Below are 12,287 nucleotides of genomic sequence, written 5' to 3'. Positions count from 1 at the left end.
ACCGCGCGACCAGCCAAGAACGACTCGCAGCCGCCCGAGCACCCGAAGCCCTCACCCCATGGGCGCCCTACGGTTCCAGCATCCACGCCCTACGGCTCCAGGATCCGAGGCGACAGCGCCCCGCACGGCAGCAGCTCCACCTCCGCCCCCGCATCCCGCAGATCCGTCAGCACCAGCTCGTCGTACATCAGCAACCCGGTCTGCTCGGGCCACACGACCGCCCACAGCCACAGCCCGAGCGCCTCGCCCGCGAAGACCGCCCGGTCGTCCGGTGTGCCGGTGACATGCCACAGCGGTGTCGGCCGCCCCGCGGCCAGCACCTTCGCCTGGGGCGGTTTCTCGACGCTCAGATACGGCCCGGGATCGGGCCCGTCGATGCCCGCGTACCGGGCACCGAGACCGACGCCGAGTTCCTCCGCGATGAGGACGAGTTCTCCCACGCCCCCGAGCGGACCGGGACCGGAACAGGCCACGGCGGTGGCACGTCCGCCGCTGCGGTCGTCCCCGGCGAAGGCGGCACCCGTGAACAGCCAGCCCACGGGCAGCGGCCACGGCATCCAGACCGGCACCTTGGCGCGGTGCACCACGACACTGAGGGCCTCGACGCTGGGCGGGATCACGGGCTGCAGCGGGTGTACCGTCCCGTGCGCGGCGCACTGCCAGGAGTCGGCAAAGAGGCCGGGAGCCCTGACCCGGCCACCACACTTCGGGCAACTGGGTTCGCCCCTCATAGGGCCCAACGGTCCTCCCCGTGCTTCCTCGCGTCAAGGACGATCACCCGTCCGGCGTGTGCGCGTCACATTCCGCGCACGGACGCCGGACTCCGGCCGGCGGACGGCCCCTCGGACCGACCAACGGAATCAACTACCCACACGGTCAAGGGAAGCGGTTGTTTTCGGCCACCTGTCGAGCGGCCTCCGGTCACGTATGGCGTGCCGTCCGTCACACGGGGAAGTCGTGTCGGGCGGTCCGGTCAGTCCAGGCGGACCGATGTGCGGCCCGGGTCGCGGAGGTCCGTCCCGTGGGTGAGCCAGCGCTCCTGGAGTGCCTGGGCGCCGTGCACCCGCTTCCAGGCGGCCTCGTTGGCGGTCATCGGGAGAAGGGGCAGGAACCGTACGGGGTCGGCCGGGGCGTCGAGTTCGAGGTCCTCGACCAGGCCGCCGGACTCGGCGACGAGGACCGAGGTGAAGGGGGCGCCGGGCCAGAGCGGACCACCCACGTCGAGGGAGGCACCGGGGGCCACGATCACACCCTCGACCTGCGGCGACGCGGCGAGCACGGCGAGCGGGCGGAGCACCTTGTCGGTGTCGGCGACGCCGTGCCGCACGGACAGGACGAGCTCCGCGCGGGGGCCCTTGACGGGGTCGGCGAGGACCGCGGTGGGGTCGGCCATCGGCTGGGCGGACATGCCGAGCGTGGCGTAGCGGACGACGTCGCCGTCGGTGAAACGGAGGACCTCGATGCGGTCGGTGCCGAGGAAGGTGACCGCGGCGCGCGCGTCCGGTTCGCCCAGCGCGGTGCGCAAACGGGCCTCCACCAACGGAAGAACATCAGCCATGAGCCGAGCATAGAACTCGTCAGGAACCGGCAAACGGGCGCCTTGACACTTCAGCCGACTGTTAGTCTGGGGCGCCGGTCGGGACAGCATGCGGGCAGCACTCAGAAGCCTCGCACTCAAGGCTTCTCATGCCTTCGCGCCCCGGACCGAAAAGACTGACTCCCTTACGGGGAACCCCGAACGGGGTATGGAACGTCCCTTACGAGGGACCGGCCGGAGGAGGTGGGGCTGCGATGGACCGAAGTCGACCTGGCAGTACCACCCGCTCTTCCGCTCGCCGAGTTCCGTAGCTGTCGCCGTAGCCGTAGTTCTCGCTCCGCTGGCTACCACCCTCACTCGCTTCGTGCCGCTCGCCGGTCGTCGCGCATCGGAAGAGCACTTCTTTCCCGTCTTGATCCGAATCGCCGATCAGACGTCTCCGGCTCTCACCGGTCGGCCGTCGCCTGATCTGAATCAAGCGAAGCTGTCACCGCGACGGTGCGGTGCTCCCCGCTTTGTGGACGTGCCAAACATCCGCAGTCAAAACGTCCCCATTCCGGGTAGTTCCAACCGTCGTCGGCGGCCTTTCGTTGCGAAGGAGCCTGCTCATGTCGATGATCCACAACCTGCGCGCCGCGGTCCGCCCGTCCCGTCCCGCCCGACTGTCGCTCCGCAAGGACGGGGGCGTGTACGACACCACGCGTCCGGCGGAGGCGGTGACGGCCGTCGTGGACTGTGCCGTCTACCGCGACGGTGCGCGCGTCACCTTCGAGCGCAACCTGACCCCGCACGAGGCGATCCGTCAGGTGCGCCGCGACGGCGGTTTCGTCTGGATCGGCCTGCACGAGCCGTCGGAGGCCGAATTCGCCGGTATCGCCGCCGAGTTCGGGCTGCACCCGCTGGCCGTGGAGGACGCGGTGCACGCGCACCAGCGGCCGAAGCTGGAGCGCTACGACGACACCCTGTTCACCGTCTTCAAGACCATCCACTACGTCGAGCACGACGAACTCACCGCCACCAGCGAGGTCGTGGAGTCCGGCGAGGTCATGTGCTTCACCGGGCGGGACTTCTTCATCACCGTCCGGCACGGCGGGCAGGGCTCGTTGCGGGCGCTGCGTCACCGGCTGCAGGACGACCCGGAGTTGCTGTCCAAGGGCCCGTCGGCCGTGCTGCACGCCATCGCCGACCACGTCGTCGACGGGTACGTGGCGGTCGCGGACGCCGTGCAGGACGACATCGACGAGGTGGAGACGGAGGTGTTCTCTCCCGGGCGCAAGGGCACGCCCCGGGGCACCGACGCCGGCCGGATCTACCAACTCAAGCGCGAGGTCATGGAGTTCAAGCGCGCGGTGCTGCCGCTGGTGCGGCCCATGCAGCTGCTGAGCGAGCGGCCGATGCGGCTGATCGACCCGGACATCCAGAAGTACTTCCGTGACGTGGCGGACCACCTCGCCCGCGTCCAGGAGCAGGTCGTCGGCTTCGACGAGCTCCTCAACTCGATCCTCCAGGCGAACCTGGCGCAGGCCTCCGTCGCGCAGAACGAGGACATGCGCAAGATCACGTCGTGGGCGGCCATCATCGCCGTACCGACGATGGTGTGCGGCGTGTACGGCATGAACTTCGACTACATGCCGGAGACGCACTGGAAGTTCGGCTACCCGGTGGTCCTCGGCGTCACGGTCGCGCTCTGCCTCGGCATCCACCGGACGCTGAAGCGCAACGGATGGCTGTAGCCCGGCGCGGGCCGGGGCGGCGGCACCGGGGGCGGGGCAGCGGGCCGGGTGCCTTCGAGAGGGCACGGTCCGCTTGCGTGGGGCACGGTTAGGCTGCCCCCATGACCGCCGACTCGCTGACCGCCGATGTGCTGCTCGATCGGGCCCTCGTCGAAGAGGCCACCAAGAAGTCCGGGCTCATCTGGGCGCGGGGTGACGGGGTGCCGACGCACGAGGGCCGGGGTGTGCCGTCGCGGGCGCTGTGGCACGTCTGGCACGAGGGTGCGGCGTGTGTCGTGGGCGACGGGCCGGGTGAGCAGCCGCTGCCGGGGCTGGTCGACGGGGGCTCGGCTGTGGTGACCGTTCGCAGCAAGGACAAGGGCGGGCGGCTGGTCAGCTGGGCCGCGAGCGTCGTCGAACTGGCCCCGGACTCCCCCGAGTGGGAGGCCGCCGTGTCCGAGCTCAAGGGCAAACGCCTCAACGCCCCCGACGGCGAGGCGATGCCGGCCCGCTGGGCCCGCGAATGCCGTGTGCTCCGCCTGCAGCCGACGGGTACGACCCTGCCGCTGCCCGACGACGACCTGGCGGAGCGGCCGGCCCCGACACCCGCGACGACGCGCCGGCCCATTCCGGCGGCGGTCCCGCGCCTGCTCTTCGGCCGCCGCAAGCGCAGGCAGTGAGAGCCGGGTCCTGATCGAGGCCTGCTTCGTGTCGTGGATCGGGCCGGGCGCCGGATCGCGCCCAGGCGCCCGGGTGGTGGGCCCGGCCGGGTTCGGCACCACCCGAAACCGGAGGCGTGGCTCATCACCACCGCGGCGGAGATCAGTGAGCCGGCGGTGCGGCGGAGCAGAGCCGAGCGGCGAAGCAGCGCGGCCGGCTCTCGGAGGCGGCGGTCCCGCGCAGGCGCGCGCGGTACGCCCGAGTAGACCCGCGGTACGCCCCTATAGAGGCGCGGTACGCCCGCGCAGGCAGCGCGGTGTCGTGTTACGACGTCGGCAGTTGCCGGCCGTAGTCCACCACTGCCTTCTCGTCCGGCTCCTCCAGGGTGAAGTCCTTGCCCCAGTCGGAGAGGAGGATGGTGCCGGCGTCTCCGGCGCGGACGAGGCGGAGGGGGTAGGGGGTGCCTTCGAGGGAGACGTCGAGGGTGCCGCCGGAGCCCTTGTCGCCGGTGATGCGGATGGTGCGGGTGCCGGACTGTTCGTGGCGGCCGTCGGTGGACAGCGTGCCGTGCAGGGTGAGCAGGCTGTTGAGGAGGACGTCCTTGTCGGTGAAGCCGCTGAACCGCCTGTAGGCGGGGTCCCCGGTCGGCACCTTCACATACATGCCGTCCAGCTTGTCCGCGGCGGCCGCCTCCGAATCGCCGTGGCCCTCGCCGCCCTTCCCGGAGTCCTGGTGGTCCCAGAAGTCCGCGTCGGCCTTCAGGAAGAGGTGCTCGCCGACCTTCAGCAGCCGGAAGGTGGAGCCCTCCGACGTCACGGAGCCCGTGCCGCCGTCCTCCTTCAGGCGCATGTCCAGCTTGTAGGTCCTGCCGTTGCTCACCACGGCTCCGGACAGCCGGACCGTGTCCGCCGCCGTGGCCACCGCCTTCGTGGTGCTCTGGATCTTCGCCGGCTCCAGCTTGCCGACCCCGTTGGTGCCCTCGTCCGGATCCTCGCTGCACCCCGTGAGCCCCAGCCCGCCGACCACCAGGGTGCAGACGGCGCTCACCAGTGCGGCCCTTCGGGTACGGGGAATCACAGTCACGGGCGATGCACCTCTTCGTGGGGAGTCCAGGCGTACCGCAGAGTACCGGGGCTCCCGGCACACCACTGAGCCAGTCCGTCCGCACCGCTCACCAGGGCGTATCCGATCGGGACGGGCTAGCCTGAAGCCCTCCTCGGCGGACAATCCCCTCGCGACGGGAAGGAAAGGGGCGGCTCATGGCGGCAGTGGCGCCCCGGATCTTCGTCTCCCACCTCTCCGGCGTCGCCGTCTTCGACCCGAACGGCGACCAGGTGGGCCGAGTCCGGGATCTGGTGGCCATCCTGCGGGTGGGGCGCAAACCGCCGCGCCTGCTCGGTCTGGTCGTCGAACTGTCCACCCGCCGCCGGATCTTCCTGCCCATGACCCGGGTCACCGGCGTCGAATCCGGCCAGGTCATCACCACCGGTGTCGTGAACGTGCGCCGGTTCGAGCAGCGCCCCACCGAACGGCTGGTCATCGGAGAGCTTCTGGACCGGCGCGTGACCCTCGTCGAGACCGGCGAGGAGGTGACCGTCCGCGACATCTCGGTGCAGCAGCTGCCGGCCCGCCGGGACTGGGAGATCGACCGGGTGTTCGTACGGAAGGGCAAGGGGGGCGCCTTCCGGCGTCACAAGGGCGAGACGCTGACCGTGGAGTGGTCGGCGGTCACCGGGTTCTCCCTGGAGGAGCACGGGCAGGGCGCCGAGAACCTCCTCGCGACCTTCGAGCAGCTCCGCCCGGCCGACCTGGCCAACGTGCTGCACCACCTCTCCCCCAAGCGCCGGGCCGAGGTCGCCGCCGCCCTCGACGACGACCGGCTCGCCGACGTCCTGGAGGAGCTGCCCGAGGACGACCAGATCGAGATCCTCGGCAAGCTCAAGGAGGAGCGGGCCGCCGACGTCCTGGAGGCCATGGACCCGGACGACGCCGCCGACCTCCTCGCCGAACTCCCGGAGGACGAGCAGGAGCGGCTGCTGACGCTGATGCAGCCGGACGACGCGGCGGACGTTCGGCGGCTCATGGCGTACGAGGAGAAGACCGCCGGCGGTCTGATGACCACCGAACCGATCGTGCTGCGCCCGGACGCGACCGTCGCCGACGCGCTCGCCCGGGTCCGCAACGCCGACCTGTCCCCCGCGCTCGCCGCCCAGGTGTACGTGTGCCGGCCGCCGGACGAGACCCCGACCGGCAAGTACCTCGGCACGGTCCACTTCCAGCGGCTGCTGCGCGATCCGCCGTACACCCTGGTCGGCTCGATCCTCGACGACGATCTCCAGCCACTGGACCCGGAGGCGGCGCTGCGGGCCGTCGCCGGGTTCTTCGCGACGTACGACATGGTCGCGGCGCCCGTGGTCGACGAGAGCGGCTCGCTGCTGGGCGCGGTGACCGTGGACGACGTACTGGACCACATGCTGCCCGAGGACTGGCGGGAGGCGGAGTTCCATCTGCACGAGGACGACGGCGTCGCAGTCGACGACGAGGGGGCCGCCCATGGCTCCTGAACGGGACGGCCGCGAGGGACGTGACGGGCGGCACGGTGGGCGGGACGGGCGGCACGCGGGGCGTGAGCGGGCACACTCCGGCGCGGGAGCGCGGGAGCGCACGTCGCCCTCCGGGGCGCCCCAGCGGGAGCGCACGCTCTCCGGGGCCACCGCCCGCCCGCGTACCCGGCTCGACCAACCGCTGCCGCGCCGGCCCAAGTTGCTGCCCGAGTGGGACCCGGAGGCCTTCGGACGGCTGTCGGAGCGGATCGCGCGGTTCCTGGGCACCGGGCGGTTCATCGTCTGGATGACGGTCGTCATCATCCTGTGGGTGCTGTGGAACGTCTTCGCCCCACGCGACCTGCGCTGGGACCACTACCCCTTCATCTTCCTGACCCTGATGCTCTCCCTGCAGGCCTCGTACGCCGCCCCGCTGATCCTCCTCGCGCAGAACCGGCAGGACGACCGCGACCGGGTCAACCTCGAACAGGACCGCAAGCAGAACGAGCGCTCGATCGCCGACACCGAGTACCTCACCAGGGAGATCGCCGCGCTGCGCATCGGCCTCGGCGAGGTCGCCACCCGCGACTGGCTGCGCTCGGAGCTCCACGACCTGGTCAGGGAACTGCACGAGCGCGACGGTGACGGTCCGCGCGAGACCCGAACCGTATTCCCGCCGGAACATCCGCGCGGACGTGACATGGGCGACCGCTGACGGGGCTCCCAGCGGCCCCTCGCGTCGCCGTACCATCGTCCTTATGGCTACGGAAGACGCGGTGCGCGAAGCACTGTCGACGGTGAACGACCCCGAGATCAACCGCCCCATCACCGAACTCGGGATGGTGAAGTCCGTGGAGATCGGCGCGGACGGAGCGGTCGCGGTCGCCGTGTACCTGACGGTCTCCGGCTGCCCCATGCGCGAGACGATCACCCAGCGCGTGACCGAGGCGGTGTCGCGGGTCGAGGGCGTCACCCGTGTCGACGTCGAACTCGACGTCATGAGCGACGAACAGCGCAAGGAACTGGCGAACGCGCTGCGCGGCGGCCAGGCCGAGCGCGAGGTCCCGTTCGCCAAGCCGGGCTCCCTCACCCGGGTGTACGCCGTCGCGTCCGGCAAGGGCGGCGTCGGCAAGTCCTCGGTGACGGTGAACCTGGCGGCGGCCATGGCGGCCGACGGCCTCAAGGTCGGTGTCGTCGACGCCGACATCTACGGCCACTCCGTGCCCCGCATGCTGGGCGCCGACGGCCTCCCCACCCAGGTCGAGAACATGATCATGCCGCCGTCCGCGAACGGTGTGAAGGTCATCTCGATCGGCATGTTCACCCCGGGCAACACCCCCGTGGTCTGGCGCGGCCCGATGCTCCACCGCGCCCTCCAGCAGTTCCTCTCGGACGTCTACTGGGGCGACCTGGACGTCCTGCTCCTCGACCTCCCGCCGGGCACGGGCGACATCGCCATCTCGGTGGCGCAGCTGGTCCCGAACGCCGAGATCCTCGTCGTCACGACCCCCCAGCAGGCGGCGGCCGAGGTCGCCGAGCGCGCCGGTTCCATCGCCGTCCAGACCCACCAGAAGATCGTCGGCGTCGTCGAGAACATGGCGGGCCTCCCCTGCCCGCACTGCGACGAGATGGTCGACGTCTTCGGCACGGGCGGCGGCCAGTCCGTCGCCGACGGCCTCACCCGCACCACCGGTGCCACGGTCCCGGTCCTCGGCAGCATCCCCATCGACGTCCGCCTCCGCGAGGGCGGCGACGATGGCCGCCCCGTCGTCCTGTCCGACCCCGACTCCCCCGCCGGCGCCGCCCTCCGCGCCATCGCCGGCAAGCTGGGCGGCCGTCAGAGGGGCCTGTCGGGCATGAGCCTGGGAATCACCCCGAGGAACAAGTTCTAGGCCCGCTACGCGGCTGAGGGCGCTCCCCGCGCCCGCAGCCGGGCACACCCTGCGCCCTACGGCGAAGAGGGGGCACCGCACCAGCACGACGCGGTGCCCCTTCGGCTCGGCTCGCTCCGCTACTCGGCGGCGTACGAGGCGATGTCCTTGATCATGGCGAAAGCGATCCCGTACGCGCTCATCCCTCTCCCGTACGCCCCCACGTGCACCCCCTCCGACGTGGACCCGGCGAGCACCCACCCGAACTCGGACTCCCGGTAGTGGAACGGCGTGGGCACCCCGTCCACCGGCAGCGACAGCGTCGACCAGTCCGCCCCGGCGAGATCGTCCGCCAGGACCCACGCCGTCTCGGTCTGCTGATCCAGCCAGTCGTCCCGCAGGGAGTGGTCCAGCTGCCCGGGCCAGGTGAAGGTCAGCAGTCCGACACCCGCCAGCCACGCCGCCGAGGAGACCGACGTGGCCTCCAGCACACCGGTGCCGTCCGCGCTGCGGCGCACGTCGTTCGCCGCGACGGTCACCACGACCGCGAACCGCTCCTTGGCCTCGTCGTCCGACCCGGCGGTGTACTCGTTGCGCACCGAGGGCTCGTCGCCGTGTCCGATCGAGCCGTGCTCGACGGCTCCTTCCGCCGACATACCGACCTGCATCAGCCAGCGCGGCCCCGTGAAGGCCTCGTCGAGGCCGTACCACGGGAAGGGCGCCAGCAGGTAGCTGTCGACCGTGCGGCGGGCGGAGGGGACCTGTTGTCCGCCCTCCGCGGCCGACGCCTGCGCGCCTACCCGACTCGTCGTCTCCATGTGCCCGGACGCCTCCTAGCTCTCGACGGACCGGAGCGGCCCGCCCCCCTCGGGCGTCGTCGCTCGCTCTTCTTACAGTCCGCACAACAACTGGGCAGCATAGCCACAGCTCTCCGAGCAGCAGGGAAAGCGCCCGGCGCGCAGGACGGCGTACGGGCGGGTTCGGGCCGTACGAGGTCGCGTGACGGTATGAATCGCATCACGTACGGGGCGCGGCAGCACACGGGCGTACGGCGCGGAAGGGCAGGCCGGAGGCGGTACGGGCGGCGAGCGGCGTACCGCTCAGGTGGCGTCCATGTCGTACGGCGGACGCTCGGCCGGCTCGGGCTTCTTGGTCATGTCGATGGTTCCGCCGGACGAGCCCGACGCGGAGCCGTCGGAGCCGGAACCGATGGCGGCGGGGGCGGGGGTGGACGCCGAGTCGGACTCGCGGCCGTGGACCGCGTCCGTCAGATCGGCCATCTCCTTCTTCAGGTCGAAGCCGCTGCGGATCTCCTTCAGCCCCAGTTCGTCGTTGTCCAGCTGCTTGCGGAGGAACGTCTTGGGGTTGAGGTCCTCGAACTCGAAGTCCTTGAACTCCGGTCCGAGTTCGCTGCGGATGTCCGCCTTGGCGCTGTCCGAGAACTCGCGGATCTTGCGGATCGTCCGCGTGACGTCCTGGATCACCTTCGGGAGCTTGTCCGGACCGAAGACGAGCACGGCGAGGACGACGAGCGTCACCACCTCGAGCGCACCTATGTCATTGAACACCTGAAGCTCCTTGGCATGTCCTCGGTCCCGATCCGCGGGCCTCGGCAGGTCTTCCGTGGTCCGGGCCGGATCCACGGTACCCGGCGATCCTGCCGATCCGGTACTGTCCGGCGGCTGCCGACCACGACCGGACGACGGGTTTTCCCAGCTGTTTGCCTGGCAGGAGGGGGTGTGGGGCCCCCGCCTGTGAAGTTGCCTTCAGTACGTCCCGCCGTCGTGGCCGCCGCCTCACGGTCAGTCGCCGCCGGACGAGCCGAGAGTGAGAGTGACCGTCCGCTCCCTGCCGTTGCGCAGGAGGGTGAGCTCCAGCCGGTCGCCGGGCCGGTGGGCGCGGACCTTGACGATCAGTTCGTCGCCGGAGTGGACGCGCTGGCCGTCGACCTCGGTGATGACATCACCCGAGCGGATGCCCGCCCGGTCGGCGGGGCCGCCCGAGGTCACCCCCGATCCGCCGTCGTCGCCGATGCGCGCGCCGTCACCCGAGTAGTCCATGTCGAGGGTGACACCGATCACCGGGTGGGTGGCCTTGCCGGTGTTGATCAGCTCCTCGGCGACCCGCTTGCCCTGGTTGATGGGTATCGCGAAGCCGAGCCCGATCGAACCGGCCTGCCCGCCGTCCGACTCGGAGCTGCCGGCGGACCGGATGGCGCTGTTGATGCCGATCACCCGGGCCTTGCCGTCCAGGAGTGGGCCGCCGGAGTTGCCGGGGTTTATCGGCGCGTCGGTCTGCAGCGCGTCCACGTACGACACGTCGCTCACGTCACCGCCCTCGCCGCCGGCCGTGATGGGCCGCTCCTTGGCGCTGATGATGCCGGAGGTGACGGTGTTGGCCAGGTCGAAGGGGGCGCCGATGGCGACGACCGGGTCGCCGACCTGGACCTCCTCCGAGTTGCCGAGGGGCAGTGGCTTGAGTCCGCTGACGCCGGACACCTTGACGACGGCCAGGTCGTACCCCGTGTCCCGGCCGACGATGGTGGCCTTGGCCGTCTCGCCGCCGCTGAACGTCACCGATATGTCCCCGCTCGTGCCGGCGGGGTCGACGACGTGGTTGTTGGTGAGGATGTGGCCGCGCTCGTCGAGCACGAATCCGGTGCCGGTGCCCTGGGCGCTGTCCCCGCTCACATGCAGGGTCACGACGCTGGGCAGCGCGCTGGCGGCGATCCCGGCGACGCTGTCGGGCGCCCGTCCCGTCACCCCGTCACTGGTCTGCGGCAGCTCGACCGCCCCGACACCGCCGTTCCGCTCCAGATACGTACCCACGGCCCCGCCGATACCGCCGGCCACGACGGCGATCAGCAGGGCCCCGGCCAACAGGACCTTCCCCCTGCGCCGGCGCCGCCGCGCCACGTCGTCCACCGCGGCCCCGTTCTGCTGCAACGACCCCGACCCGGCCCACGGGTCGTAGTTCTGCCAGGGCCCCTGCGGCGCGGCTCGGAGAGCCTGAGCGGGATCGGCGTAGGCGGTCGGCGCGGGCTGGACCCCACCCGCCTGCGGAGGCGGCGCGGACTGGGCTCCGCCCGCGTAAGGCGGAGGCACCGGCTGAGCCGCTTCCGCGTACGGAGGCGGCGCGGACTGAGCCCCTCCCCCGTACGGAGGCGGAGCTGGCTGAGCCCCACCCGCGTACGGAGGCGGCACGGCCTGCGCCGAGTCCCCGAAGGGCGGCGGCCCCGGCTGGGACGGATACGCGTAGGAGGCCCCTGGGGGCTGAGAGGCGTCGGGGTACGGAGCCGCGGCAGGCGGGGACGCGTCCGAGAACGGAGGTGTCGCGCCCTGGGGCGCCTCCGCGTACGAGGCCGCCGTGTGCGGGGCCCCCTCCGGATACGGCGCCGCAGCGGGCCGAGGTGTGTCCGGGTACGGGGCCGCCGTCGTGGGCTGCGGAGTGGCCGGCGGTGCGGCGGCGGTGCCGTGGGCCGGGGTCACCGGCGCGGGCGGAGGTATCGCCGAGGTCGCGTCGGTGTGCGGGGGTGCGGCGGCTGAGGGTGCACCGGCTGGCGTAGGGGCAGCCGGCGGGTTCGCTCCGGCGTGCGTCGAGGCGACCGCCGGAGCGGCCCCACGGTCTGTCGAGGCGACCGGCGACGCCGACCCACCCTGCGTCGGCGTCGCCCCCACCACCGCGGGCACGCCCTGGGCCGGAGCCGCCGTCTGGACGTGCGTGCCGTGTGCGGGAGTCGTCGCCGGGTGCTGGACCGGCGGAGCGGGCGCCCAGGGGCCGGGCTCGCCGTACGGCGGGGTGCTGTAGGGATCGGGGTCGTGCAGGGGTTTGGGGCGCTCAGAGGGCGCTCCAGGGGCGCTCAGGGCCCCCGTCTCGCCCGACGGCCGGGCATCGGCGACAGCGGTGGCGGCCACGGCGGTGGCTGCGCCACCGGTGGAACCGGCCATGCCGGGCTCGCCCGACG

Annotated in this window: 11 protein-coding genes; 5 read left to right on the top strand and 6 right to left on the bottom strand. The window is 71.8% G+C overall.

Going from position 1 to position 12,287, the window contains the following annotated elements:
* Nucleotides 1-89: 89 nt before the first annotated feature.
* Together OG202_RS32190 and OG202_RS32185 are read right to left on the bottom strand one after the other, a co-directional pair.
* A complete protein-coding gene (locus OG202_RS32190; protein ID WP_326577722.1) occupies nucleotides 90-731 on the bottom strand; it encodes a DUF6758 family protein in 642 nt (213 codons plus the stop codon).
* Nucleotides 732-973: 242 nt separating this feature from the next.
* On the bottom strand, nucleotides 974-1,558 hold the full coding sequence (locus OG202_RS32185) for a suppressor of fused domain protein (protein WP_326577723.1): 585 nt from the start codon (nucleotides 1,556-1,558) through the stop codon (nucleotides 974-976).
* A 587-nt stretch (nucleotides 1,559-2,145) separates the two neighbouring features.
* Here OG202_RS32185 and OG202_RS32180 point away from each other — a divergent pair.
* Both OG202_RS32180 and OG202_RS32175 read left to right on the top strand, forming a co-directional pair.
* Nucleotides 2,146-3,270 (top strand): magnesium and cobalt transport protein CorA, encoded by a 1,125-nt coding sequence (locus tag OG202_RS32180; RefSeq protein WP_327727922.1) that lies wholly within the window; start codon nucleotides 2,146-2,148, stop codon nucleotides 3,268-3,270.
* A 101-nt stretch (nucleotides 3,271-3,371) separates the two neighbouring features.
* Nucleotides 3,372-3,929, top strand: coding sequence for a hypothetical protein (locus OG202_RS32175; protein WP_405895367.1), 558 nt, complete (start codon nucleotides 3,372-3,374; stop codon nucleotides 3,927-3,929).
* 304 nt (nucleotides 3,930-4,233) lie between these two features.
* Here the strand turns inward: OG202_RS32175 and OG202_RS32170 are convergent, their stop codons facing one another.
* Nucleotides 4,234-4,992 carry a hypothetical protein gene (locus OG202_RS32170; protein WP_327727923.1) on the bottom strand — a complete coding sequence of 253 codons (759 nt, stop codon included), beginning with the start codon at nucleotides 4,990-4,992 and terminating at the stop codon, nucleotides 4,234-4,236.
* Between the two features lie 176 nt (nucleotides 4,993-5,168).
* On the opposite strand from OG202_RS32170, the gene OG202_RS32165 reads away from it, so the two are divergent.
* The 3 genes from OG202_RS32165 to OG202_RS32155 are packed head-to-tail and all read left to right on the top strand — an operon-like array spanning nucleotide 5,169 to nucleotide 8,344.
* On the top strand, nucleotides 5,169-6,473 hold the full coding sequence (locus tag OG202_RS32165; RefSeq protein ID WP_326577726.1) for a magnesium transporter MgtE N-terminal domain-containing protein: 1,305 nt from the start codon (nucleotides 5,169-5,171) through the stop codon (nucleotides 6,471-6,473).
* Nucleotides 6,463-7,167, top strand: a complete 705-nt coding sequence (locus OG202_RS32160; RefSeq protein WP_326577727.1) for a DUF1003 domain-containing protein — start codon at nucleotides 6,463-6,465, stop codon at nucleotides 7,165-7,167. The genes OG202_RS32165 and OG202_RS32160 overlap by 11 nt, the downstream gene beginning before the upstream one ends.
* A gap of 43 nt (nucleotides 7,168-7,210) precedes the next feature.
* Nucleotides 7,211-8,344 carry an Mrp/NBP35 family ATP-binding protein gene (locus OG202_RS32155; protein ID WP_326577728.1) on the top strand — a complete coding sequence of 378 codons (1,134 nt, stop codon included), beginning with the start codon at nucleotides 7,211-7,213 and terminating at the stop codon, nucleotides 8,342-8,344.
* Nucleotides 8,345-8,463: 119 nt separating this feature from the next.
* Here the strand turns inward: OG202_RS32155 and OG202_RS32150 are convergent, their stop codons facing one another.
* From OG202_RS32150 to OG202_RS32140, 3 genes are all read right to left on the bottom strand, one after another.
* A complete protein-coding gene (locus OG202_RS32150) occupies nucleotides 8,464-9,141 on the bottom strand; it encodes a hypothetical protein (protein WP_327727924.1) in 678 nt (225 codons plus the stop codon).
* A gap of 282 nt (nucleotides 9,142-9,423) precedes the next feature.
* The gene (locus OG202_RS32145) at nucleotides 9,424-9,891 is read right to left on the bottom strand and encodes a sec-independent translocase (RefSeq protein WP_327727925.1); all 468 of its coding nucleotides are present in this window, start codon (nucleotides 9,889-9,891) and stop codon (nucleotides 9,424-9,426) included.
* Nucleotides 9,892-10,125: 234 nt separating this feature from the next.
* On the bottom strand, nucleotides 10,126-11,811 hold the full coding sequence (locus OG202_RS32140; protein ID WP_443052362.1) for a trypsin-like peptidase domain-containing protein: 1,686 nt from the start codon (nucleotides 11,809-11,811) through the stop codon (nucleotides 10,126-10,128).
* Between the last annotated feature and the right edge of the window lie 476 nt (nucleotides 11,812-12,287).

Source organism: Streptomyces sp. NBC_00310 (assembly GCF_036208085.1).
Classification (GTDB): domain Bacteria; phylum Actinomycetota; class Actinomycetes; order Streptomycetales; family Streptomycetaceae; genus Streptomyces.
This window is presented reverse-complemented; position numbering and strand designations above follow the sequence as displayed.